The 24,311-nt window shown below is 65.8% G+C and carries 16 protein-coding genes; 9 read left to right on the top strand and 7 right to left on the bottom strand.

The genetic code is table 11. The features are described 5' to 3' along the window. Positions 1-4: 4 nt before the first annotated feature. The 5 genes from N788_RS10545 to N788_RS14725 all read left to right on the top strand — a co-directional run bounded on the left by N788_RS10545 (position 5) and on the right by N788_RS14725 (position 7,983). Complete coding sequence (locus N788_RS10545; RefSeq protein ID WP_034224823.1) at positions 5-1,825, top strand: autotransporter domain-containing protein; 1,821 nt, start codon at positions 5-7, stop codon at positions 1,823-1,825. A gap of 136 nt (positions 1,826-1,961) precedes the next feature. Further along, positions 1,962-3,707 carry a serine hydrolase domain-containing protein gene (locus tag N788_RS10550; RefSeq protein ID WP_034224825.1) on the top strand — a complete coding sequence of 582 codons (1,746 nt, stop codon included), beginning with the start codon at positions 1,962-1,964 and terminating at the stop codon, positions 3,705-3,707. A gap of 113 nt (positions 3,708-3,820) precedes the next feature. Continuing rightward, the gene (locus N788_RS10555) at positions 3,821-5,668 is read left to right on the top strand and encodes an ABC transporter ATP-binding protein (protein ID WP_244444122.1); all 1,848 of its coding nucleotides are present in this window, start codon (positions 3,821-3,823) and stop codon (positions 5,666-5,668) included. Between the two features lie 118 nt (positions 5,669-5,786). Continuing rightward, positions 5,787-6,401: a DUF6988 family protein gene (locus tag N788_RS14030; RefSeq protein ID WP_051924573.1), complete on the top strand. Its 615-nt coding sequence runs from the start codon at positions 5,787-5,789 to the stop codon at positions 6,399-6,401. A 100-nt stretch (positions 6,402-6,501) separates the two neighbouring features. Continuing rightward, entirely contained in the window at positions 6,502-7,983 is a 1,482-nt protein-coding gene (locus tag N788_RS14725; protein WP_152560458.1) for an ApeA N-terminal domain 1-containing protein, read from the top strand. Between the two features lie 203 nt (positions 7,984-8,186). Here the strand turns inward: N788_RS14725 and N788_RS14730 are convergent, their stop codons facing one another. After that, positions 8,187-9,194: a hypothetical protein gene (locus tag N788_RS14730; RefSeq protein ID WP_160171923.1), complete on the bottom strand. Its 1,008-nt coding sequence runs from the start codon at positions 9,192-9,194 to the stop codon at positions 8,187-8,189. Between the two features lie 564 nt (positions 9,195-9,758). Here N788_RS14730 and N788_RS14430 point away from each other — a divergent pair. Continuing rightward, complete coding sequence (locus N788_RS14430; RefSeq protein WP_084696010.1) at positions 9,759-10,619, top strand: toll/interleukin-1 receptor domain-containing protein; 861 nt, start codon at positions 9,759-9,761, stop codon at positions 10,617-10,619. 304 nt (positions 10,620-10,923) lie between these two features. Here the strand turns inward: N788_RS14430 and N788_RS14735 are convergent, their stop codons facing one another. Beyond that, on the bottom strand, positions 10,924-11,655 hold the full coding sequence (locus N788_RS14735) for a hypothetical protein (protein WP_152560459.1): 732 nt from the start codon (positions 11,653-11,655) through the stop codon (positions 10,924-10,926). 171 nt (positions 11,656-11,826) lie between these two features. On the opposite strand from N788_RS14735, the gene N788_RS10570 reads away from it, so the two are divergent. After that, the gene (locus N788_RS10570) at positions 11,827-13,188 is read left to right on the top strand and encodes an IS1182 family transposase (RefSeq protein ID WP_034224827.1); all 1,362 of its coding nucleotides are present in this window, start codon (positions 11,827-11,829) and stop codon (positions 13,186-13,188) included. A 172-nt stretch (positions 13,189-13,360) separates the two neighbouring features. Here the strand turns inward: N788_RS10570 and N788_RS10575 are convergent, their stop codons facing one another. The 5 genes from N788_RS10575 to glyQ all read right to left on the bottom strand — a co-directional run bounded on the left by N788_RS10575 (position 13,361) and on the right by glyQ (position 22,578). Continuing rightward, entirely contained in the window at positions 13,361-13,984 is a 624-nt protein-coding gene (locus N788_RS10575; protein ID WP_084696011.1) for an exopolysaccharide biosynthesis protein, read from the bottom strand. Between the two features lie 9 nt (positions 13,985-13,993). Then, a complete protein-coding gene (locus N788_RS15145; RefSeq protein ID WP_034224831.1) occupies positions 13,994-17,734 on the bottom strand; it encodes a translocation/assembly module TamB domain-containing protein in 3,741 nt (1,246 codons plus the stop codon). Continuing rightward, on the bottom strand, positions 17,731-19,518 hold the full coding sequence (locus tag N788_RS10585; RefSeq protein WP_034224832.1) for an autotransporter assembly complex protein TamA: 1,788 nt from the start codon (positions 19,516-19,518) through the stop codon (positions 17,731-17,733). The genes N788_RS15145 and N788_RS10585 overlap by 4 nt, the downstream gene beginning before the upstream one ends. A gap of 65 nt (positions 19,519-19,583) precedes the next feature. Beyond that, on the bottom strand, positions 19,584-21,674 hold the full coding sequence (gene glyS, locus N788_RS10590; protein ID WP_034224834.1) for a glycine--tRNA ligase subunit beta: 2,091 nt from the start codon (positions 21,672-21,674) through the stop codon (positions 19,584-19,586). After that, on the bottom strand, positions 21,667-22,578 hold the full coding sequence (gene glyQ, locus N788_RS10595) for a glycine--tRNA ligase subunit alpha (RefSeq protein ID WP_034224836.1): 912 nt from the start codon (positions 22,576-22,578) through the stop codon (positions 21,667-21,669). Before glyQ ends, glyS begins: the two co-directional genes overlap by 8 nt. A gap of 68 nt (positions 22,579-22,646) precedes the next feature. On the opposite strand from glyQ, the gene N788_RS10600 reads away from it, so the two are divergent. Continuing rightward, positions 22,647-23,375, top strand: a complete 729-nt coding sequence (locus N788_RS10600; protein WP_034224838.1) for a glutamine amidotransferase — start codon at positions 22,647-22,649, stop codon at positions 23,373-23,375. A gap of 4 nt (positions 23,376-23,379) precedes the next feature. Beyond that, the gene (locus tag N788_RS10605; protein WP_152560460.1) at positions 23,380-24,306 is read left to right on the top strand and encodes a hypothetical protein; all 927 of its coding nucleotides are present in this window, start codon (positions 23,380-23,382) and stop codon (positions 24,304-24,306) included. The last annotated feature ends 5 nt before the right edge of the window (positions 24,307-24,311 follow it).

The raw sequence follows: 24,311 nt of genomic DNA on the forward strand, positions 1-24,311 counted from the left end.
TCACATGCCCCGTTCCCACAAACTCGCTGGCGCGCTGGCCCTGGCGCTCGGTTGCACCGGCGCTGCCCAGGCCCAGGAGTTCACCGGTTTCTACGTCTTCGGCGACAGCCTCAGTGACTCGGGCAACATCGCCCAGGCGCAGGGCCTGCCCGCGGGCAACAGCTTCACCACCAACCCCGATCCGGTCGCCGCCGAGATCATCGCGGCGGCGTTCGGCCTGCCTGGCCTGAATTCGCTGTCGGGTGGCCCGAACTTCGCCTGGGGCGGCGCCTGCGTGAATGCCGCCGGCCCCTGCCTCAACCCGGTGCCCAACATTTCCGCCCAGGTCACCCAGTACCTGTCGCTGACCGGCGGCGTCGCCGACCCGAACGCGTTGTACAGCATCTGGGGCGGTGCCAACGACATCTTCGCGACGCTGACCCTTGACCCGGCCAATGCCCAGGCCAACACCGTCGCCGCCGCGACCGCCTACGTGCAGCAGATCGGCCGCCTGCAGGCCGCCGGCGCCAACTACGTCATCGTCTACAACCTGCCCAACCTCGGCGCCACGCCGCAGTTCGCGGGCACCGCGAACGCCTCGTCGGTGTCGCAGATCACGGTGGTCTACAACAGCGCGCTCAACACCGGCCTGGCCCAGCTGGGCGACGGCATCATCCCGATCAACACCTTCGGCCTGATCAGCGAAATCATGGCCAACCCGGGCCGCTTCGGTTTCCAGAACGTCACCGGCATGGCCTGCAACCCGCCCAGCTCGATCGCCTGTGGCCCGGCCGGCTCCGGCCTGCCGGCCGGCTACGCGCCGGGCACCAACGAAACCTGGCTGTTCGCCGACGGCGTGCACCCGACCGGCGCCGCGCACGCGATGCTGGCCAACGTGGTGATGTCGACCATCGCCGCGCCGGTGCAGTTCTCCATGGCGGGCGAGGCCGGCGTGCAGATCAACGAGAACCACGTCCGCGCCATCAACGACGAGGTGATGTCGGACTTCCAGCTCGATCGTGAAACCGGCACCGTGCGTGGTTACACCACCGTGCAGTACGGCCAGCAGGACTTCGACGCCAGCGCCGCCGTCCCGGGCGCCGAGGCCGACGTGCTGAGCCTGTCGGTCGGCGCCAACCACCGGATCACCGACAACGCCTACTGGGGCTTCGGCATCACCCTGGGCAACCACGACACCGACACCGGCATGGGCAACCTCGACGGCCGTTCGGTCATCGGCTCCCTGCACGGCACCCTGCGCTTCGGCGGCGGCGGTTACGTGCACGGCGCGGTCAGCGGCGGCAGCACCTCGATCGACGTCAGCCGCGGCATCGTGCTGGGCCCGTCGGTGCGCGAGGAAGAAGGTTCCACCAACGCCTCGCTGTTCGGCGCCGAGCTCGGCCTGGGCTGGCTGTTCGAGATGGGCAGCATGCAGCACGGCCCGTTCGTGGGCGCGTCCTGGGTGCAGCAGGAAGTCGACGGCTTCGCCGAGGACAGCGGCAGCGCCACCTCGATGAACTACTCGGGCTTCGACCGCGACTCGATGGTCACCCGCGTCGGCTACCAGCTGATGGGCAACGCCGGCACCGTCCGGCCGTTCCTGCGCGTGGCGCACAACGAGGAGTCCGAAGACGACCAGCTGTTCGTCAACGCCGGCTCGAACTCGATGCCGGGCCGTTTCACCATGCCGGGCTTCACTCCGTCCAAGGACTGGATCAGCGCCGACCTGGGCGTGAACTGGCAGGTCAGCGACAACCTGACCGCCTTCCTGGCCTACAGCGGCCGGTTCAGCGACGACCAGCAGGAACGCAACAGCGGCAGCCTGGGCCTGCGCTTCAGCTTCTGAGGCCACGCCAGCGTTGCAGGAAGAAGGCCGCCCCCCGGGGCGGCCTTTTTCTTTGGCCCCCGCCTCGGCGAAGTCCGCAATTCCCGCCCGGCCACGTTGGAGCCCTTCATCGGATACCCCCAGGACAAGCCAGGCCATGACCTTCCAGCCCAAGCGGCATGCAGTGTTCCCCCTCGTGGCCCTGGCGACCGGCCTGGCCGGCCAGGCCCAGGCCGCCGTGCTCAGGTTGTCGCCTCCGCCCGGCGCGGTCGACGCGATCTTCGAACGCTACGACAGCCCGTCGACGCCCGGCTGCAGCGTCGCCGTCATCGAGGACGGCAAGGTCCTCTTCCAGAAAAGTTACGGCATGGCGGACGTGGCGCTCGCGGTCGAGCGCCGGGACGACACGGTGCACTGGCTTCCGTACTCCGAGACGCGCGTGTTCGTCGCCCTTGCCGTCGCGATGCTGGCACGCGACGGCAAGCTCGGCCTGGACGATGCGGTGCGCAAGCATGTGCCCGAGCTGCCCGCCTACGCCTCCGCCGTCACGGTGCGCCAGTTGCTGCACCACACCAGTGGCCTGGCCGACTACGGCGTGCTCGACCCCGCGTTCAATTCGATGGAAACGCCGGTTTCAGAAGACGAGTTCTTCCGCGTACTGCATCGCTGGGGAAAGCTTGGCTTCCCGCCGGGCCAGGGCCAGATGTACAGCAATACCGACTACGGCCTGCTCAAGATCCTGGTCGAGCGAAAGACCGGTGGCTCGCTGCACGACTACCTGCACGCGACGTTGCTCGAGCCCTTGGGCATGACCCATACCCGCATCGGTGCCAGCCAGGCCGGGGCCTACCCAGGGCACGCCTTGTTCAGCGAAGCAGGCACCGGGGGCTGGGGCAGGGTGCTTGGCTATCGCCGCAGCCCCACCGGCGGAATTTCGGTGACGACGAATCTCCAGGACATCGTCCGATGGGATGCGGCACTGCGAAATCCCGCCCTGGGCCTGGCGGACCTGTTGCGATCGCTGGAAGCGGGGGCACCGCCGCAGGCCACCGACGCCGGACAGGCATCGTTTTCCTTCGGCGTGTTCCGGCGCCAGCATCGCGGCATTCCCCTGGTGGCTTTCCACGGGGTCGGCGAATACACCTACCTGGTACAGGTGGCCGGCACGGCGCTGTCGGTGGCGACGCTGTGCAACTTCTATCCGGGCATGGAGAGCTTCGGCCCGGACGTGGCCCGGCTGTACGTGGGGCCCTCGGCGCCGGCCACGACCACGCCGGACCCGCAGGCGAGCCCCTCGACGGACGCCGCCCCCATGCCGGGCCCGCCCGTGAAGCTGGCCACCGATGAACTGCGGGCCTACGCCGGCGAGTATCGCAACGCGCGCGGAAACTTCAGGGCGACCATCAGCGTTGCCGGCGACACCCTCCGGATCACGCCCCAGGGCAGCGAGCCCATGCCCGCGCTGACGCCGATCGGCGACGGACAGTTCACTTCCGAGTTCGATGGCGCCACCTACGTGCTGAGCTTCAAGCCCGGTGAATCCGACCTGGTGATGAGTGCCTGGGACATCACCAACAACACGTCCGGTGGTGAAGACCTGTTCCGGTGGACGCCTGCCACCTGGGCGACGGAGACCCAGGTGGCGGCGTACGCCGGCACCTATGAGGGCGAGGACATCGACGTCGTGCTGTACGTGCGCGTGGACGGCAGCCGCGTGTACGTGGCCAGCCGGGGTGCCGCCGAGGAAATCATCGAGCCGAAGAGCGAAACCGACGCCTTCCAGGGACCGAGCATCTACACGACGCGATTCGAGCGCGATCAGGCCGGTCGGGTTGTTTCGCTGGTGCTGGACGCGACGCGGGTCAAGGGGATGCGATACAGGCTCCGGTCACCGTCGGATTGAGTTGTTCCCGGGATTCGCGTCTCCTGCCGCCGGCCTCCGGTTGCATCGATGCGGGCGGGCCCCAATGATGGCGGCTCCGCATCCCGCCGGATGCCCGATCGCAGGTATCACGCTTGGCGCACCACGGACCCACCGGCACGCCCGAGAGCGGTGACTTCACCCGCAGCTTCTTCGGCGTGTTCCGTTTCAGCGGGCGGGCGCTGGCCTTGGTGTGGAGCACCAGTCGCGCGCTGACGCTCTGGCTGGGGCTGCTGACCCTGATCGGTGGCCTGCTGCCGGCGGGCATCGCCTACGTCGGCGCGCTGATCATCGATGCGGTCGTCGTGGCCAGCCGCGCGGCCGCGGCGGGCGAGCCGGTGGCGATGGCGCCGGTGTTCTGGCTGATCGCGCTCGAGGCGGTGCTGGTGATGGGCCTGGCCGGCGCGCAGCGCGGCATCTCGCTGTGCCAGTCGCTCCTGCGGGCGCAGCTGGGCCAACGCGTGAACGTGATGATCCTGGAGAAGGCGCTGACCCTGCAGCTGGCGCACTTCGAGGACTCGGAGTTCTACGACAAGCTCACCCGCGCCCGGCGCGAGGCTTCCAGCCGGCCGCTGTCACTGGTGACGCGCACTTTCGGCCTGGCCCAGAACGGTATCTCGCTGGTCAGCTACGGCGTGCTGCTGGCGCAGTTCTCGCCCTGGGCCGTGGCCGTCCTGCTGCTCGCGGGCCTGCCCGCGTTCCTGGCCGAGACCAAGTTCTCCGGCGATGCCTTCCGCCTGTTCCGCTGGCGCTCGCCGGAAACCCGCATGCAGATGTACCTGGAGACGGTGCTGGCGCGCGAGGACCATGCCAAGGAGGTCAAGCTGTATGGCCTGGGCCCGCTGCTGCTGGATCGCTACCGGAACATTTTCCACACGCTTTACCGCGAAGACCGCCAGCTGGCGATCCGTCGCGACGGCTGGGGCTTCGTGCTCGGCCTGATCGGCACGCTCACCCTGTATGCGGCCTACGGCTGGATCGCGCTGACCGCGGTGGTCGGCCGCATCACGCTGGGCCAGATGACCATGTACCTGATGCTGTTCCGGCAGGGGCAGGCGGCGGTGGCGGCGATCCTGTCGGCGATCGGCGGCATGTACGAGGACAACCTCTACCTGTCCACGCTCTACGACTACCTCGACACGCCCGTGCCGGCCTCGCTGGGCACGGCGCAGTGCGGCCCCGAGCCCGAGGATGGCATCCGCTTCGAGAACGTCTCTTTCACCTATCCCGGCGGCGAGGCACCGGCGCTGCAGGCCATCGACCTGCACATCCGCCCCGGTGAATCGCTGGCCCTGGTCGGCCAGAACGGGTCCGGCAAAACCACCTTGATCAAGTTGCTAACGCGCCTGTACGACCCGGACGAGGGACGGATCCTGCTCGACGGCCGCGACCTGCGCGAGTGGGACGATGCCACCCTGCGCCAGCGGGTCGGGGTGATCTTCCAGGACTTCGCCCGCTACCAGATGCGCGTGGGCGAGAACGTCGGCGTGGGCGACGTCGACCATTTCGAGGACCGCCAGCGCTGGCAGCAGGCCGCCGACATGGGCATGGCCACGCCCTTCATCGAAGCCCTGCCCAGCGGCTTCGATACCCAGCTGGGCAAGTGGTTCCGCGACGGCCGCGAACTCTCCGGCGGCCAGTGGCAGAAGATCGCGTTGGCCCGAGCCTTCATGCGTTCGGGCGCCGACATCCTGGTGCTGGACGAGCCGACCGCGGCCATGGACGCGGAAGCGGAAGCCACGATCTTCGAACACTTCCGCAAACTGACCACGAACCGCATCGCCATCCTGATCTCGCACCGCTTCTCGACCGTGCGCATGGCCGACCAGATCATCGTCATCCAGGACGGCCGCATCATCGAACGCGGCGACCACGAGGCGCTGATGGCGCAGGACGGCCACTACGCGCACCTGTTCAAGCTGCAGGCGCAGGGATACCGCTGACCCACCGCGTGCGCGGGCGGCGACCTTCGGTCGCTGCCATGTTGTGCAGGGAGTCCGGTTTCGACCCGAAGCGGACATCTATACTTTGTACAAATCCCCAGTTCCGGCGAGCGCGTAAATGGACAGAACTAGAGCGGAGGAGCTGATTGGCCACTTAACCGACTTGGTCGATCTACCACCCTTCGAATCGTCCGATCGTTACAGTCTCAGTCGAACTCTGGCAATTACCTCGCTCCACTTCGGTGCATCCGTTCGTATTTTGTGCGATTCAGGCTTGGCGCTTGGTTCGGCAGCAGTTCTCCGTAGTCAGTTCGAAGCGCTGTTGCGGGGCGTCTGGTCGCTACACTGCGCGAGCGACTTTCAGGTTGAGAAGCTCTCATCACACCTGTCCGCCGAATCCCAGCAGGCCACCAAGAACATCCCTCTGACCGCCGAGATGCTTGGCGCAATCAACGAAGAGCCAAGCCTGGCCAATCTCATGGTCTCGCTCCGCGAGTTCAAGGAAAGCTCATGGCTTCCGCTCAACTCATTCGTGCACTCGGGAATTCACGCAGTTCACTGGACGAAGTTTGAAGCACCGCAGGCGCTGCTCGACCAGATGTTCCGTAGCAGCAACGGCCTCGCTGTTCTTGCTTTTCAGCACCTGGCAATTCTTACGGGTGTCTCAACACTGCAAAGTGAAGTCGTCTCAGTGTGCGGTGCATACGCAAGCTGCCTACCACTACCCAGATAAGATCGGTCTGCTCCTGGCCGGAGGTTGACCCTGCCCTAGGGCGGCTTCCGACCCACTGCAGTCATCGCCGCTCCCTGAATACCCGCTCGAGGAAATGATCGTGACCGAGGAACTAAGTGGCAAATTTTGGTTGCATGGCGAGTGCTATTTTGGGGCGCTGCTGCTCTCCGGCAAGAACTCCAAACTGCGGCTATTTGCCGATAAGCAGTTCCCTCCAGTTCCGGACGCATACCGCACGGTAACAGGCGAGCTATTTGATGGCAGGAGCGTGTCTGTTCTCGACTGTGTTCTGCAGGACATCCGAAACGCATCAATGGGGGCGCCCAAGACACCAAGCGAGCATCAAGCAAAGAGCGTGGCGACACTTTTCCCGCACTACGTTTGCCTCGGAAGCCGAACGCTCTCGGAGTCGGATGTTTCGATTTCTACCATTTCCTTCTTCATGAAGGATGCGATCTCCGTCTTCTATGAGTTTGACGACTTTGGTTCCGTTCTCAATCCGGAGCCTTTCAAAGAGTTGTTAAGGCGAGACAAAGAAAAGATTCGCCCGCTCAATCTTGGCGATGTCCCGATCATCAAATACTTCACAGGCCGCTTTGAGCTGGCTCGGGTTGAAGTGCCCGATGGAGTAGTCATTGCGAGTCACAGGCCAGTCGAATCATTTGGTGGGCCGAGAGGAGTTCGAATCGAAAATCGAGTGCAAGTTCGGCTCGAGTTCTTTGAGCCAAGAATCCTTCGTGAAGCGCTGGATGGCCTATCCAATCTCGTGCGATTCTTTGAAACTACGATTGGGCGACCTCAAGATTTGAGTGACATTAGGCTCGGACTTGTCGACGAGTCAGATGGAGTCGGGTTAGACCTGGTGCGTAGTTTTGAGACGAAGCACCGGCCGAGTCGCAGACCCGACCGCCGGCCAGGACCACGAGATGTTCTGCTATGCACTCTTGAGCAACGCGAACAGCTTCAAGGAGTTCTTTCGGAGTATGCCCGCACCGACGAGGAACGAAGGGGTGCTCGATGGCGCTTCAGGGCTTCGCTTGCTAGGAAAGGCTATTCAATAGACCGAATTGTTGCCGCGGCGAACATGTTCGATATTTTCCCGGAAACCGCATATCCGAGAGCTGAGTTGCCTGAGGCGCTTGCTAGCGCGGCGAAGTTGGCCGATCAACTCTTCCGTCCCTTGCCAGAGAGCCCGGAACGATCAAGCATTCTTGTAGCACTCAAGAAACTGGGTGATAGGACGCTCAAGCAGAAAGTCAGATTTCGTGCGCAGAGCACGGGACTCGATGAGCTTTTCCCAGGACTTCTTGAGATTCTGGACGATGCTGTCGACTGTCGGAACCACTATGTACATGGATTCAAGCCAAAATTAGATTACGACGCAAACTTCGAAGCAGTGTGCCTGTTCACGAACGCTTTGGAGTTTGTCTTCGGCGCATCAGATTTCATCGATTGTGGCTGGGACATTCATTGCTGGAAAGAAGGGCATCCTCAAGATGAGCATCCTTTCGGGAGTTTCGTTATCGACTACAGGGGGCAACGAGATAGATACATCGCCTTAAAGAAGCGGAAGAAGCAGTAAGAAGGAATTGGAGGAAGAACTGAGGTGACTCAAAGTTCGGAGGCCTTCTCAGGTTCACTTCATGAACGGTGTCATTATCACCTCTGCAATTGAATGATTACTTCCGCCCAACCGGCCGCTCTTGGACGAATCCCGCCTTGGCGCCAGGTCGGTTTCCGACCCGAAGCGGACTGATCTCAAGAGTAGCGAACCGGCCCAGATGTCTAATCCTTTGAGCTTAGATGCAAGACGCTCGCGCACAACTCGCAGACGTCGTCGTCGTCAAGCTCTTCCTTTTCAAATGCTTCACCACAAGACTGGCAGGGCAAGACGGACTCTGCACTTCCGCACGCAGCGCAAACTCCGTAGTCGTAGATGAAGGCTTCCTTCCCGCAAGCTGAGCAACTGCCGACTGGCATCTCGCCGCCGCGCGTGTGCGCATGATAGAGGTCGGCAAAGAAATGCCTCCCTACTGCGGCTTCGATCAGGTCGCAATAGGCACTCGACATCCCGCATGCGACGCAAGAGAACTGTCGTGAAGAAAGAGTGCCACTCGTTGAATGGGTCGGCTTGAGAAGCCTTGATTCACACCCCGCACAGCGGAGGTCATTAGAGACGGCAGCCGAAATGTCATTACCCCAATCGATACCCATCCGCGCCGCAGCGCACGTCGCCAGTTCCTCAGAATGTATCTCGCCGATCCGAAGTAGAACTCCCCACGTCTCGACCCCTAAAAGCTCAACCGGCTCGCGCTGAAGCTCATGCCTAATGAAGCCATGCATGATGTGCATCGCGTCTGAAAGAATTTCCTTGATTCTAGATTCGGGCAACTGCAGACAGAAGTGCTCCGCGCTATTTCTCGCTTCCGCTATCGATTCGAATCGTTTCCAGTCGACACGTACTTGTAGTGCATCAAAACGCTCTCGTATTTGCTGGACATCAACCGTGCGGCGCTTTGCCCCGATAAAGCGAATAGATCCGTCCGACCCGCGGGCCGGCTGAATGCTATGCATGATCAGTACGTCTCCGGAGTCGGGGGGAGACAGTTCCCGGAGACGTTCCTTAAACAAGAGCAAGATGCCAGCTGTGAGATTACGGATAGCGGACAACATCCGTCGTGGATCAGTGGACCGATAATCCTCAATTCCAATCTGGATCGAACTTACGGCATTGCCGAGGAGCGTGTTCATGGGAATGCTTTCCGAGTAGGTGCCGATGATCGCGATACTCATCCGCCGGAGCAAATCTGATCAACGGGTTGAGAATAGTATGTAAGTCTGTCATTGCAATGGACCAACATGCATGCGACGGCCTAGGCGCATCTCGAATTATCTCGGGCCCTACGAAGATCTCGGCTACTACAGTCCATAGTCTGCTGCTTCCTGGGATCAGCCGCTTTGCGCGTCGGTGAATGTAGTGAGTCTTCAGCGTCTTCGCCCAGCCGTCTCTTGGGTCGGACTGATCCAGGCATTAGCCTGTATTACACTCGTTCCTGCTTTGGGCCTACAAGAAAACTGTGTCTCAAGGAGGCCGTCTTCCAACCCAGATCGGGCTCCGTCCCGCCATAGTGCCGTCGTGCCAACTGAAGGGGCGGCACTTGCAGCGTTGACCCGGGTAATCAAGTCCGAGTGTTCATCGGATTTTCTAACGGACCAGCCCGCCCTAAACTTTGCGATAATCGTCGGATTGCGACGGGCGCATCGCACCCGTTCAGGTGTGTAGCCGAATGGTAGCCATCGCATACGCGAGGGCCCAGTTCCTGAGTCTAATTGGTTCAATTGGTCTGCCGGAAGGGGATGGACGTGCCCGTATTTATAAGCTACTCGCATCAGGACAAGGACTTCGTTGACAAGCTGGCAGTCCAGCTCGTCCGACAGAATGTTCATGTGTGGGTTGATCGCTGGGAACTTAGTGTTGGCGACTCACTGATTGACAGAATTCAAGATGCAGTTGATGGGGCGAGCGCGCTTCTCGTTGTCCTATCCCCTGAATCAGTTCAGTCCGAATGGTGTAAGCGCGAATTGTCCGCAGGCCTTCTGCGTGAACTGGAAGAGAAGCGCGTCGTGGTAATGCCCGTGCTCTTGCGTGATTGCGAAATCCCAATCTTCGCGCGCGGAAAGTTCTATGCTGACTTCCGCACGAACTTTGACGACGGACTAAGAGCAGTCATTGACGGCATCGCCAAAGTTACGAACGCTTCCCTGTCACGAGTTCAGGAGGACACCTATCACGTTGACTGGTCCATTAACTCTGGCTTCAATGACGAAGGAAACGTTGCTGTTAAGGCTACCTTTGTTCAAGTGCCGAAGTCAGAGCCATACACCTGCTTGACTGAAGTGGTGATCATTGGGGACGGCGAAGCATCTGAAGAGTTCAGAAGGGTGACCGACCAGGCGAACGTAGAGACCGCCCGCCTACGTGTATGGGAACAATTTGCGGCCAGCATTGATGGGGTCGGGGAACTGCGGGCACTCCTAGAAGATGCTGAGGAAAAGAGTTTCCAAGTTCCTTTCTCGTTTGGAGGAGGGCTCATGATGGGATTCATCTCCAGCCGGCGCCTCGGTGAGGACACTGGCAAGGACATTCTTCTGAATGTGGCCGGAATCATCAATGAATCTCGAGACCAGATGCGGAATGTACTGAGCAGACCGGCTTAGCGGTTGAGGTATAGCAATCCGTTTCCCTCGATGCCGCTCCGGGGCCCGAATCAGTTCGCAGCTGACCTGACCTGACTCCGACGTCCGCTTCTGGCCTATTTCGTTGAAAAACTCGGCTCGCCTAAACGGCTGCGTGCCTGATCCTCACGACAGTTGGCGTCTGCGCGCTTGGCAGCGATCCGGAGACTCAGAAGGGTGCCGTCGGGACCACTGGCGCGCAAAAATCCGAGGCAGATTCTCGCGACCCCAGTTTTTCCACAGAAGATGCCAAGAGCGGACATGGCCCTGGCTCAGCGATGGAATGTCACAGACCCTTCCCGAACCTCCACCACGCTCTCTTGGGCGGGGCTACGGGTGCCGGGGGCAGCTCGGACGAGACGGTGAAACCAAAGGACGGCTCGACGCGCACATATGTTGTCCATACGTCTGCACCCAGCGCTTGCGTCAAGTAGGACACGATAGATTTCGCCTGATGCCTGAGCCGATTGAGTTCTCGGACAAGCTCGTGCCGCGGAACGCGGACGTTAACGTATGTCTCGTCCGAGTCGGGGTCCCGCTCTCGAATGAACAAGGCTCCCTGCTCGGCGTGAATCTCCATCGCCCATCCTTGATCAACGTCGTTCGTGACGAGACCCGAGTCGACCCCCTCAAGTTTCCCGAAGAGGCCTTCAATCTCTGAAAGGCTGTCGTACCAAGGGAAAGACACGCTAACTTCCGCGTCGGAATTCCAGAGGAATGCCCTCATCCAGAAGTAGTGACGGATCGAGTTAAAGTTCTTGTTGTGTTCTCGGGCGAGTTCGATGATCTGTCGGTAATAGTTTACGAGAGCATCCTCGTGTCCCCATGCCTCGGAAACTCGTACAAGGGAAGGCACAACTCGGGAAATGTCGGGCGGAACCAGCGGAACGACCAACTTAGCCAGATCCCCAGGGTCGCTGGGGCGATCGGGTCCAAAGTAGAACTTGTCACTGACCGTGAAACAGATTGCCGCCTCGAGAGCATCTACTGCTGTTGCTTCCGCGAACCACGGTTCCATAGGGAGAACTCTGGGTAACCTCGAGATGAGGAAAATGTTACCCCAACGCAGCGTACGACACACTTCCAAGCGGGATGTTCGCTTTGGGCCAATTCCATTGAAAAGCTCGGTTGAATCTGCCTGCTGAACCTGGTCCACTGACTTCCCATCGATCCAGCGGAGTTCGCAGCGATGATGGGACGTCAGGAAATCGGGCAAGCGCCCCTGTTCTACGCCTTCAACCTTGAAGACCACGTCCCGGCAAACCACATGCTCCGCGGCATCGATCGGTTTCTGGACCTCGGCGAGTTGCACCAGCACCTGGCTCCGCACTACAGCCACACCGGCCGTCCTTCCATTGATCCGGCTCTGCTGATCCGGATGCTGATCGTGGGTTACTGCTTTGGTATCCGATCTGAGCGCCGGCTGTGCGAGGAGGTCCACCTAAACCTGGCGTATCGATGGTTCTGCCGTCTTGGCCTGGAGGACGCCGTTCCGGACCACTCAACGTTCTCCAAGAACCGCCACGGCCGCTTCCGCGACAACGACACCCTGCGCTTCGTGTTCGAGAAAGTGCTTGAGCGCTGTCTGGCCGAAGGACTGGTCGGCGGCGAGGGCTTCGCGATCGACGCCAGCGTCATCAAGGCCGATGCCAACCGGCAGAAGGGCGTGCCGGGCGCCGACGCCGCCTGGGATCGCGAGTCACCGCTCACGCGCCCGGTCCGCGAGTACCTGGAGGCGCTGGACGACGCGGAGGCGCCCCGCACGCCACCCAAGAATGTGTCGCTGACCGACCCGGCGGCGCAGTGGACCGCGGCGCCGGGCGGTCCGGCCTTCTATGCTTACTCGACCAACTACCTGATCGACGTCAAAGCCGGCGTTATCCTTGATGTGGAGGCAACGCCCGCCTATCGAACCGACGAGGTCGAAGCCACGCGGACGATGGTCGATCGGGTCGAGCAACGGTTCGATCTCAAGCCGACCCGGCTGATCGGCGACACCGCCTACGGCACCTCGGAAATGCTGGGCTGGATGGTGGATGAGAAGAATATCGAGCCCCACGTGCCGGTCTGGGACAAAGCTCAGCGCAAGGATGGGACGCTGGGGCGATCCGACTTCACTTGGGACGCGGACGCGGCCGAATATCGCTGCCCCCAAGGCAAGCCGCTGCGATCCAGCGGCATACCAACCGCCGACAACACGCTGATCTATCGCAGCAACTTTCACGACTGCGCCGGCTGCGAACTGAAGTCGAAGTGCTGCCCCAACACGACGCACCGAAGAATCGCCCGCCAGGTGAACGAGTCCGCACGAGACGTGGCGCGCCAGCTGTCGACGACGAAGAGATACGCCCAGTCACGGCGGCATCGGAAGAAGGTCGAGATGCTGTTCGCACACCTCAAACGCATCTTGCGATTAGACAGGTTGCGGCTGCGCGGCCTGAAAAGTGCCCGTGATGAGTTCCTATTGGCGGCAACCGCACAGAATTTACGAAGAATGGCAGCGTGGTTGATGCCGAAAGGCCCCGAAGCGGCAATGGCAACGGCCCTTTGAGAACTAAGGGCGCTTGCGCGCCCATTTTCCCGTCTCCCCTGGCCAAAGAATCACTGATCCGGCCAAACCGCCGGACCCTGACGCCCGCCAGAAAGCTAGTTTTTCAACGGAATAGGCCGATACCTGACAACGCCGCTGACCTGCGTGAGTGCCTGCCGGTCAGCGTGCCGCGTTATATCACCTGCCAAACGATCAGTCCGATCGCAGCGCCGGTGAGTCCGAAGGCGACCAGGGCGGCCAGGCCGTCGTGGGTGGCCAGGGCGATGCCGAAGGCGACCAGGGCGCTGCCGATCACCGTGCTGGCTCCTGGCAGGAACTCCAGCGGCACCAGCAGCAGGGCGGCAAACAGACAGCAGGCCGCGATCACGTAGCGTCCGATACGGCCGGTGAGCAAACGCAGCCGCGGATGCAGGTGGCGGTCCACGAAGCGGCTTGGCTTTTCCAGCCAGCCGAGACTGCGTTCGACCAATTCACTGCGTACCGAGCGGTCCAGCGCCCAGCGCGGCAGCCAGGGCGTCCGGCGAAGCAGGAGGAACTGGGTTGCGATCAGCGCCACGACCAGCCCCAGCACGGCAGAGGCACCGGGGATATCGCCGACCGGCGAGACGATCAACAGGCCCAGCACCACGAACAGCGGCGCATAGGTACGAGGGCCCAGGGCCTCGAGCACGTCGCCGAGGCTTACGTGCGTTCCGTTGCCGTCGGTGGACCGGCGCACGCGGCGCAGCAAACCCTGGAGCGTTTTCTCATCCGACGGGGCGGTGTCGCGTTTGGCGTTTGACGCAGCAGACGACATGACGGCTCCTTATCGTTCGGTCCGCCAGTTGAGCGACGCCGCCGATTCCGTGCCCGACTCGATGGTGATGTCGAAGCCGCGGCTGAGCAGGTATTTCAGGGTGATGACCTGGCCGCGGCCGACCAGCGAGATGCCGTAGCCCAGGAACAGGCGCGGCGAGAGGTACTTGCCGACGGTGAAGGTGGCGCCGCCCAGGGCGCGGCTGTCCTCGACGCCGGCGGCGTCCAGGCCCAGGCCGTCGCCGATCTGCTGGGCCAGCAGGTTGCCGCCGACGCCCAACGCGAGCGCCGAAGCCTCGAGCTGGCTCGACTCGTTGGCGCTGGTGGACTGCAGCGGGCGGCCGAAGACCAGCCAGCTCAGCGCCTCGGTGTTGTCCATCGCCGGCGAAGAAACCACGTCGGTGATGGGGCGCTGCGCCGTGCCGCGCACCTGCACGCCGACGGTGACCTCGCCGCGGTCGCGTTCGGCCAGGATGTCGAGCGTGGGGTTGTCCACCGGGGTGCCGGAATAGGACAGGCGCGCGCGCTTGATTTGCAGTTCCTGGCCGTAGGCTTCGTAGCGGCCGCTGGCGCGCAGGGTGCCGCTGGCCAGTGCGGTGCGGCCGGGGGCCTGGCGGATGTCCAGGGCGCCGGCGAGCCTGCCGTCCAGGCCGAAGCCCTGCAGCTGCACGTCATCGCCCAGCGAGATGTGCACCGCCAGGTCCAGCGCCGGGCCTTCGTCCTGGACCTGCTCGGCATCCACCAGCACCACGTCGGGCGAGGGTTTGATGGCGCCGCCGTCCAGCGCTTCCAGGTCCACGCGGGCGCGCGGCACCTCGATGCGGCCGCCCACGCGCAGCTTCTGCTTGCCCATCGCCATCACCAGGGCCGGGCTGGCCACCAGCTGCAGGTCGGGGGTGTCGGAGAAGGTGACGTTTTCACCGGTCAGCGCCAGCTGCAGCGGCTGCTCGCGCGAGAGGTCGAGCGAACCATTGACCTGCAGCACGCCGTCGCCGGAGCGCACGCTGCCGCTGAGTTCGGCGTTGCCGTCGGCCATGGTGCGCAGGTCGGCCTGGCCGCCTTCCAGGGCCAGGCCCAGGGCCGGCAGTTCGGTGGCGAGTTCGCGCAGCGCCAGCAAGCCTTCCATGCGCGGCACGGCGCGCGTGCCCGAGAAACGCAGCTCGCCCTCGAGCCGGCCGCTGGGTTGCACGATGTCGGGCGACAGCAGCTCCAGCCAGGTCAGGTCACGCATGCGCAGCGCCAGCCGACCGGAGAGCTCGCCGTCGTCGCCGGCGCCGGCGCGCAGTTCGGCCAGCAGCAGGCCCTCTTCGTTCAACTGGGCGCCGGCACGCAGGTCCAGTACGTCCTGGTCGAGCGTCGCCTTGGCCTGCAGGTCGGTGTAGGTGAGCAGATTGCGGCGACCGTCGCTGGACTCGGTGGCCAGGGAGCCCTCGGCACTGGCCAGCGTCAGCTCGCCGTTCCAGCCGCGCGGGCCCTGGCGGAACTCGGCGTCGAGCATCAACTCACCTGCCAGGCGCAAGGGCACGCCGGTGTCGGGCAGCCAGGGCTGGGCCAGGGCCAGCGGGATGCGCTCGCCCTCGGCGCGCCACAGGCCGCGGTCGGCCTGCAGGCACAGGAAGCCGTCGCCTTCACCGATGACGCAGGCGGGTTCGAGGCGGAAGGCGTCCTTGCCCCAGGACCAGGCCGCCGGTTCGCGCAGGGCCAGGGCCGGCGCACGCGGCGCGTCGAGCGAGAAGCTGCGCAGTTCGCCTCGGCGGACGCCGCCTTCCAGGCGCATCGAGCTTTCCAGCGCCAGCTGCAGGTCGTTGCTGCGCGCTTCCAGGCGCAGGGCCAGGTCGCGCTGGTTGCCGTCGGCGCGCAGGGTGAGCGCCTGGACGCGGCGCTCGCCGTAGCGGATGTCGGTGGCGTCCAGGACCACGCTGCCTTCGCCGGTGTTCGCCGGCAGCTGGCCGCGCAGGCTGCCGGCGTCGATGCCCAGTTCGCCCCAGCGCAGCTGGCTGGCTTCGAGGTCGGCGACGAGGCCGGGTGCGTTGCGCGGGCCCTGCAATCGCAGTTCGCCCCTCAACTCGCCGCCGGCGTTTTCGACCAGGTCGGCCAGCCGCAGTGGCTGCAGCGAAACATCCAGCGCCAGGGTGGCGCCGATCCGGCCTTCGGCGGCGAGGCGGCTTTCGCCCAGGCGGGCCTGGGCCGACAGTTGGCCGGACTCGCCCTGCCAGGCCAGCGTGGCATTGCCCGACACCGGGCGGCCGCGCAGGCGGCCGCGCAGGTCGGCCAGGGCCAGGTTGCCGACCCAGCCGGTGTCGGACCTGCGCAGGTCGCCACGCAGGTCGCCGCTGATCGCGCCCGGGTAGTCCGGCAGCAGATAACCGGGGTCGAGTTGATCCAGGCGTGCGTCCAGTTTGACCGCCAGCGCCGGGTCCCAATCCACGCGGCCGGTGCCGGTGAGCTTGCCGCCGGGCGTCTGCATGCGCAGGTCGTCCAGGCGCACGCCCGTGCTGTCGCCTTCGCCGCTTGCGCTCAGCTGGGCCTGCTCGCCATCGCGCCGCAGCGTGGCCTGCAGGCTTGCGGTCCAGGCCTCGGGCAAACCCTGTACCGACAGCGTGCCGCTGGCTTGCACCGACTCGCCGCCGTCGGTCGGCGCCCACTGCAACTGGTCTGCCCCGGCAGTCAGGTTGATCGGCTGCTCGGCCAGGGGATCCCAGGCGCCCTGGACGGCCAGCTCACCCCAGGGCGTCTGCAGGCGGCCGTCGTCCAGGGCGATGCCGGCGCCTGCGAACCGGGCCTGCAGGTCCTCCAGGGCCAGTGCGGTGTCGCCCTGGGACACGCCAAGGCGCCCGCGGCCGGTCGCACCCTCGCCAGCCAGGGTAATTACGGCATCCACGGGGGCACCGTCGCTGGCGGCGCCGAACCAGTGCGGCGCAATGCCTTCGGCCTGGGCGTCCAGGGTCCAGGCTTGCTTCGAGCGGCCGTCCTCGATGCCGGCAGCCAGGCTGAAGGGCCCACCGGCGCTGCCGCTGGCCTCGGCGCGCAAGGCGTCGACGTCGCCGCGCACGGACAGCTGCAGCCGGGCATCCTGCTCGCCTTCGGGGGCCGCCCATCGCAGCCGGCCTTCGAGCTCGGTGCTGAATTGCCGCGCCGGCAGGTAGTGGCCCTGCACGCGTGCATCGCCCCAGTCGCCGCTGGCCTGCAGGTCCGCCACGCGCAAGCCGTCGTTGCCGAAGTCGAAGCGTTCGGCCGTCAACGTTGCCGCGGTGAACAGCGGATCGTCGCCGCGCGTGACGCGCAGGCCCGACACGGTGGCGGTCTCGGCCGACAACTCCAGCGGCAGGGTCAGGCGGGGCAGGATGTCCGGCCAGGCGGTCCAGGCCGACGGCGGTTCTTCCGGCTTCGGCGCCAGCCACACCTGCACCTGGTCCGCTTCCAGGGTTTGCAGCCGCAGCGCGCCGGTCAGCAGCGCGGCCGGTTTCGGCGCCAGCAGCAGCCGGTCCGCGCTGACCCACACGCCGTCGCCCTGCCAGCGCACCCCGTGCAGCACGAGGGTGCCGCCCAGCGTGCCCTCGGCCGATTCCCAGGTCAGCGCGTCTTCGCCCAGGCGCGACTGCAGCCAGGACAGCAAGGTGTCGCGACCGCCGCCGCTGGCCAGCAGCCAGGCCAGCCCCAGCGCCAGCGCGGCGAAGGCCGCCAGCACGGCCCAGGCCAGCCGGCGTGGCCAGCGGCGCGGCGCGCGCGTGCGGGCGGCGTCGGTGGTCACAGGTCGGGCCCGATGCTCAGGTGCAGGCGGATGGCGTTCTGCGCGTCATCCCCCAGGCCATGCGCCAGGTCCAGCCGCACCGGCCCCACCGGCGAACGCCAGCGCACGCCGACGCCGACGCCGAGCTGCATGTCGAACCCGTTCGAGCCGAAGTCGTCGAAGGCATCACCGGCGTCCACGAACACGGCGCCGCCCCATTGGCGGGTGAACATGCGTTCGAACTCCGCGCTCGCCACCACCAGGTGCTTGCCGCCGAGCACGTAGCGGCGGCCGTCGAGTCCGGTGAAGGGTTCGCCGATGTCGCGATAACCGTAACCACGCACGCTCTGGTCGCCACCGGCGTAAAAACGCAGCAGGGGCGGGAACCGGGCGAAATCATCAGTCACCGTCGTGCCCAGTTCGGCACGCAGCAGGATACGGTTGCGCCAGTCGAAGGAGCGAACCCAGCTGGCTTCGGCGCGCGCCTGCAGGAAGTCGATGTCCGAACCGATGCCGGTGTGGCCGCCGCGCAGTTCGACATGCAGCGAATGGCCGCGGCGCGGGTAAAGCGGATCGTCAGCCACGCGCCAGGTGGCGCTGAGCTGCGGATAGACCAGGGTGGAGTAGGCCAGCGCATTGCCGGTGGCGGGGTCGTCGAAGCGCTCGCGGCGAAAATGCAGGCCGGCGACCAGGTTCCAGGCACCGAGCTGGCCGCTGCGGCTGCCGATCACCTCGAACACCTCGGAATCGATGAAGTCGATCGGGTCCTGGCGCAGGCTGGCGCTGGCCGTGTACCAGCCGGCGAGCCAGGCGAAGGCCGGGATGCGATAGGCCACGTTGGCTTCGTTGCCGCGCTGGGCCAACTCCACGGTGCTGAGCAGCTTGTGGCCGCGGTCGTTCACCCAGCGCCGCTCCAGGCCGCCGGTGACGCCGGCGCCCTTGTCGGTCGAATAACGCAGGCCGGCGCTGTAGATGCTGCGTTTGGCCGGGGTCAGCTGCACGTCCACGGGCACGGTGGTGCTGCCCTCGACCGGCTCGGCCTGCACGTCGATGCCGGCGAAATAGTCCAGTGCCGACAGCCGCTGCTGCAGGTCCACCACCTTGGCCTGTTCGTAGGGCGCGCCGGGCTCCCAGTCCACCAGTTTTTCCAGCAGGCCGTCGCGGAACGGGTGGCCGCTGAAGCTGGCTTCGCCCAGCGAGTAGCGCTCGCCCGACTCCCAGGTCAGGAAGATGTCGGCCAGGCCTTCAGTGCGATCGACCTCGACGCGATGCACCGGCAGGCGGGCATCGAAATAGCCGCGCTCGCGTAGCAGCGCGTCGATGCTGGCCTTGGAGGCTTCGTACAGGTCGTGGCGCAGCGGCTGGCCCTTGCGCGGCCGCAGCCAGCGCAGGCGCCGGGTGATGGCCTCGTCGGCGCCGGCCTCGCCGGTGACCTGGATCTCGCGCTGGTCGACGCGCACCGGCTCTCCCGCACGCACGGTGACGATCACGGTGACCGCCTCGCCGTTGCGGCGGACTTCGGTTTCGGCGCGGGTGTCGTAGTAACCGAACGGCTCCAGGCCCACGGCGACGTCGTCCGGCACCTGGCGCAGCAGGTAGTCGAGCCGGGCCTCGCCCAGGTCGGCGCGCTGGCGCGGGTCGAGCGCCACCAGCGAAAGCGCCGCGCGCACGTTGGCCAGTTCGGCTTCGTCCTGCAGGCCGCGCACCTCGACCGCCCGCAGTTCGAGCGCCGCCGCCGGCAGGGCCGGCAGCAGGCTCAGCAGGGCAAGCGTCAGCGCTGGCGCGTGCAGGCGGGGGGACTTCACCGCAACAGCATAACCGCAGCCCGCCGCCCGGCTGCCAAGGCGGCGTGAGCGTGTTTTGGCGCGGCTCAGCCTGCCGAGAGCTGCTCGACCGCTGCCACCGCCGCGAAACGGTCGGCGACCCCGCGCAGCAGCGCCAGGCGGTTGTCGCGCAGGGCGGTGTCGTCGGCCATGACCATGGTCTTGTCGAAGAACTCGTCCACCGGCGCCTGCAGCTTGGCCAGGCGCTTGAGCGTGCCGACGTAGTCGCGCTTGGCCAGCATCGGGTCGGTGTCGGCCAGGGCCGAGGACAGGGCCTCGTGCAGCGCCTGTTCGGCCGGTTCGGCCAGCTTGCCCGAATCGACGCGGTCGGGGATCGGCGTTTCGACCTTGCGCAGGATGTTGCGGATGCGCTTGTTGGCCGCGGCCAGCGCACCCGATTCGCGCAGGCGCGCGAATTCGGCGATGGCCTTGAGCCGGCGGTCGAAGTCGAGCAGCGAGTCGGGACGCACTTCGGCCACGGCTTCGAACTGCAGGGTCGGCACGTCCTGGTCGGCGTAGTAGCCGCGCAGGCGGTCGACGATGAAGTCGAGCAGCTCGCGCTTATCCAGCGACACGCCCGCGGGCAGGTTGGCCGCGGCGGCGTCGACCAGCGCCGGCAGGTCGAGCTCGAGCTCGCCTTCGATGATGGTGCGCGCCAGGCCCAGGGCATTGCGGCGCAGGGCGAACGGGTCCTTGTTGCCGGTGGGCTTGAGACCGGCGGCGAATCCGCCGGCCAGGGTGTCCAGGCGTTCGGCGATGGCCAGCGCCCGGCCCAGCGGCGAGGGCGCGATGGCGTCGCCGGCGAAACGCGGCTGGTAGGCCTCGTCGATCGCGGCGGCCACGGCCTCGGATTCTCCCGCCGCCGCGGCGTAGTAGCGGCCCGCCGTGCCCTGCAGCTCCGGGAATTCACCGACCAGGCGGCTTTGCAGGTCGGCCTTGGCGAGCACGGCCGCGCGGTCGGCGTCGGCCGGCGAAGCGCCGACCCTGGACGCGATCTCGCGTGCCAGCGCCGCCACCCGCGCCGACTTGTCCGCGACCGTGCCGAGCTTCTGCTGGTAGGTGACGCTGGCCAGGCCCTCGGCCATCGAGGCCAGGCCCTGCTTGAGGTCTTCGTCGAAGAAGAAGGCGGCGTCGGCGAAGCGCGGGCGGATGACGCGCTCGTAGCCCTTGCGGACCTCGTCCGGGTTCTTGGACTCGATGTTGGCGATGCCGATGAACTTCTCGGTGAGCTTGCCGTCGGCGTCCATCACCGGGAAGAACTTCTGGTTGGTTTCCATCGTCAGCACCAGGGCTTCCGGCGGCACCCGCAGGAAGTCGGGCTCGAAGCTGCACAGCACCGCCTTGGGCCACTCGACCAGGCAGTTCACTTCCTCGAGCAGCGCGTCCGGCACGCGGGCTTCGCCGCCGGCCTGCTTCGCCGCGGCGCGAATCTCGGCAAGCACGCGCTGGCGGCGCTCGCGCGGATCGGCCAGCACCTTGGCCTCGCGCATCGCCTGCAGGTATTCGCCGGCCTCGTTGAGCCACACGCCCTTGGCGTGGTGGAAACGGTGGCCGCGGCTCATGCGGTCGGACTTCAGGCCCAGCACCTCGCCCGGCGCGACATCGCGGCCGAACAGGATGACCAGCCAGTGCGCCGGGCGCACGAAGGCGAAGTCGCGCTCGCCCCAGCGCATCGGCTTGGGCACCGGCAGCGCCTTGAGCGCTTCGGCGACGATCTCCGCCAGCAGCTCGGACGTGGCCGAGCCGGGACGCGAACTGCGGAACACGAAGCGCATGCCCTTGGCGTCGGTGACGCGGTCGAGCTTGGTCCAGTCGACGCCGTTCTTCTGGGCGAAGCCCAGCAGCGCCTGCGTGGGCTGGCCCTGCGCGTCCAGGCCGATGTTGGTGTACGGGCCGGGCACTTCGCTGTGCTGGATGGGCTGCTGGGTGGACACGGCCGGCAGGTAGACCGCCAGGCGGCGCGGTGTGTACAGCGGGCCGGTGGGCACCTCGCCGGTGTTGTCTTCCCGGACCACGATGCGGCGCGCCGCCAGGCCCTTGAGCACGCCGGCATGGAAGGCCTGGGCCAGTTCGGGCAGCGCCTTGGGCGGCAGCTCTTCGGTGCCAAGCTCGATCAGCAGCGGCAGGAAATCAGCCATTGGGGGCCTCCTTGCTCTTGAGTCCGGGGAATCCCAACTTCTCACGTTGTGCGAAGTAGGCTTCGGCCACGCCGCGCGACAGCGTGCGCACACGCAGGATGTAGCGCTGGCGTTCGGTGACCGAAATCGCCCGGCGGGCGTCGAGCAGGTTGAAGCTGTGCGAGGCCTTGCAGACCTGTTCGTAGGCTGGCAGCGGCAGGCCCAGCTCGACCAGCTTCAGGGCCTCGCGCTCGCAGGCGTCGAAGCGGTGGAAGAGCTCCTCGACGTCGGCGTGTTCGAAGTTGTAGGTGCTTTGTTCGACTTCGTTCTGGTGGTAGACGTCGCGGTAGGTCACCGGCTGGCCGTCGGGGCCGACGGTCCAGACCAGGTCGAAGACGTTGTCCACGTTTTGCAGGTACATGCACAGGCGTTCCAGGCCGTAGGTGATCTCGCCCGTCACCGGCCGGCACTCCAGGCCGCCGGCCTGCTGGAAGTAGGTGAACTGGGTGATCTCCATGCCGTTGAGCCAGACTTCCCAGCCCAGGCCCCAGGCGCCGAGCGTCGGCGATTCCCAGTTGTCCTCGACGAAGCGCAGGTCGTGCACCAGCGGGTCCACGCCCAGGGCCTTGAGCGACCCGATGTAGCGCTCGAGGATGTCGTCGGGGTTGGGCTTGAGCACCACCTGGTACTGGTAATAGCGCTGCAGGCGGTTGGGGTTTTCGCCGTAGCGGCCGTCGGTGGGGCGGCGGCAGGGCTGCACGTAGGCCGCGTTCCAGGGCTCCGGGCCCAGCGCGCGCAGGAAGGTGGCCGGGTGGAAGGTGCCGGCGCCGACCTCGAGGTCGAGCGGCTGGACCAGGACGCAACCCAGATCGCCCCAGTACTGGTTCAGGCGCTGGATCATTTCCTGGAAGGTCGGTGCGGTCATCGCGGTTTAGCCCTGTCCAAAGCAGGCTAGTATAGCGGCCGCCTGCGTTGCCGCCTTTCCAGACCCCCATGAAACCCTTTCTCGTCCTCGAGACCGGCGACCCGGTCCCGCCCCTGCGCCGCCACGGCAGCTTCGGCCACTGGATCCGCGTCGCCGCCGGCCTGTCGGGCCGCGAATCGCGCATGGTCCGGGTCTTCGAAGGCGAGGACCTGCCCTCGCCCGGGGATTACGCCGGCGTGCTGGTCACCGGCTCGGGGGCCATGGTCACCGACCGCCAGGACTGGTCCGAACGCACCGCCGGCTGGCTTCGCGAGGCCGCCGAGGGCGGGCATTCGCTGTTCGGCATCTGTTACGGCCACCAGCTGATCGCCCATGCCCTGGGTGGTGAGGTGGGCGACAACCCCGAGGGCCGGGAAATGGGCACGGTGCAGCTCCAGGTGACGGCGGCGTCCGAGCCCGACCCGCTGTTCGCCGGCTTCCCGGACACGCTCCCGGCCCAGGCCACGCACCTGCAGACCGTGATGAAGCCGCCGCCGGGCGCCCGGGTGCTGGCCCGTTCCGACCGGGACGACTGCCAGGCCTTCCGCTGGGGCGAAGCAGCCTGGGGCGTGCAGTTCCACCCCGAATTCAGCGTGCACGTCATGAAGCGCTACATCCATGCGCGCGCCGGCGCCTTGCGCGAGGAAGGCACCTGCCCGGATACCCTGGCCGACGCCGTGCGCCCCACGCCGATCGCGCGGCGGGTGCTGCGCCGATTCATCCACCTGGCGCGCCAGCGCGCCCGCAACGGAGCCTGAAACCATGAGTCCATCCACCGTCGGCATGTCCGCCCCGTTCCGCTGGCTGCGCAAGTCGCTCGACGTCGGCCGCCGCAACCCCAAGGCGCTGTTCGGCGCCATCGCCTTCGTGATCCTGATGGTCGTGGCGATCACGATGGTCCAGATGTTCCTGCAGGTGGCGGCGCAGCCGTCGATGACCGGCCTGATGGTGGTGATGGCGGTGATGACCCTGGTGAACTGGGTCGCGCTGCCGCCGCTGCTCGGTGGCCTGTTCCGGGTCATCGACGCCACCGACCGCGGCCTGCCCGTGGCGGCCAGCGACGTCTTCAATGCCTACGGCAAGGGCCAGGGCGGCAAGCGCCTGATCCTGACCTCGCTGATTTATTCGCTGGCCTACCTGGCGCTGGCCGCGCTGCTGCTGCTGACGCCGATCGGACAGTTCTTCCGCGAGTACTTCACCATCGCCCTGGCCACCCCGCCGGGAGGCGAGCCGGACGTGGCCGCCCTGCAGGTACTGTTCGAAAACACCTCGCCGGCGACCTTCCTGTGGCTGCCGGTGCTGGCCATCGTCCTGGCCACCTGGGTGCACGCCCAGATGCTGGCCATGGCAACCGCCGCCCTGCGCGAAGTGGACGTCGCCACGGCCGTGGTCGCCGGCGCCCTGGCGGCCCTGCGCAACTTCCTGCCGCTGCTGGGCTTCATCCTGGTGCTGGGCATCGTCGGCTTCTTCGGCGGCATGCTGGTGCTGCTGCTGCTGGGCCTGATCATGACCCTGCTGGCCATGGTCAGTCCGGTGCTGGTGGTGCTGGTGGTGGTCCCGCTGATGATCCTGGTGATGCTGGGCGTGTACGCGCTGATGTTCGCGTTCTACTACCACGGCTGGCGCGAGATCTTCGGCCTGGCCGACGAGACCGGCGCGTCGCCGCAGGAAGGCACGGTCGAGGCCTGAGCCTG

It is taken from the genome of Arenimonas donghaensis DSM 18148 = HO3-R19, assembly GCF_000743535.1.
Classification (GTDB): Bacteria; Pseudomonadota; Gammaproteobacteria; order Xanthomonadales; family Xanthomonadaceae; genus Arenimonas; species Arenimonas donghaensis.

What these genes read in the sequence shown, in the direction of transcription:
- N788_RS10545 (WP_034224823.1), top strand. Translation starts at nt 5, where the DNA reads ATGCCCCGTTCCCACAAACTCGCTGGCGCGCTGGCCCTGGCGCTCGGT.
- N788_RS10550 (WP_034224825.1), top strand. Translation starts at nt 1,962, where the DNA reads ATGACCTTCCAGCCCAAGCGGCATGCAGTGTTCCCCCTCGTGGCCCTG.
- N788_RS14030 (WP_051924573.1), top strand. Translation starts at nt 5,787, where the DNA reads ATGGACAGAACTAGAGCGGAGGAGCTGATTGGCCACTTAACCGACTTG.
- N788_RS14730 (WP_160171923.1), bottom strand. Translation starts at nt 9,194, where the DNA reads ATGAGTATCGCGATCATCGGCACCTACTCGGAAAGCATTCCCATGAAC.
- glyQ (WP_034224836.1), bottom strand. Translation starts at nt 22,578, where the DNA reads ATGACCGCACCGACCTTCCAGGAAATGATCCAGCGCCTGAACCAGTAC.
- N788_RS10605 (WP_152560460.1), top strand. Translation starts at nt 23,380, where the DNA reads ATGAGTCCATCCACCGTCGGCATGTCCGCCCCGTTCCGCTGGCTGCGC.
- N788_RS10600 (WP_034224838.1), top strand. Translation starts at nt 22,647, where the DNA reads ATGAAACCCTTTCTCGTCCTCGAGACCGGCGACCCGGTCCCGCCCCTG.
- glyS (WP_034224834.1), bottom strand. Translation starts at nt 21,674, where the DNA reads ATGGCTGATTTCCTGCCGCTGCTGATCGAGCTTGGCACCGAAGAGCTG.
- N788_RS10570 (WP_034224827.1), top strand. Translation starts at nt 11,827, where the DNA reads ATGATGGGACGTCAGGAAATCGGGCAAGCGCCCCTGTTCTACGCCTTC.
- N788_RS14430 (WP_084696010.1), top strand. Translation starts at nt 9,759, where the DNA reads ATGGACGTGCCCGTATTTATAAGCTACTCGCATCAGGACAAGGACTTC.
- N788_RS14735 (WP_152560459.1), bottom strand. Translation starts at nt 11,655, where the DNA reads ATGGAACCGTGGTTCGCGGAAGCAACAGCAGTAGATGCTCTCGAGGCG.
- N788_RS10575 (WP_084696011.1), bottom strand. Translation starts at nt 13,984, where the DNA reads ATGTCGTCTGCTGCGTCAAACGCCAAACGCGACACCGCCCCGTCGGAT.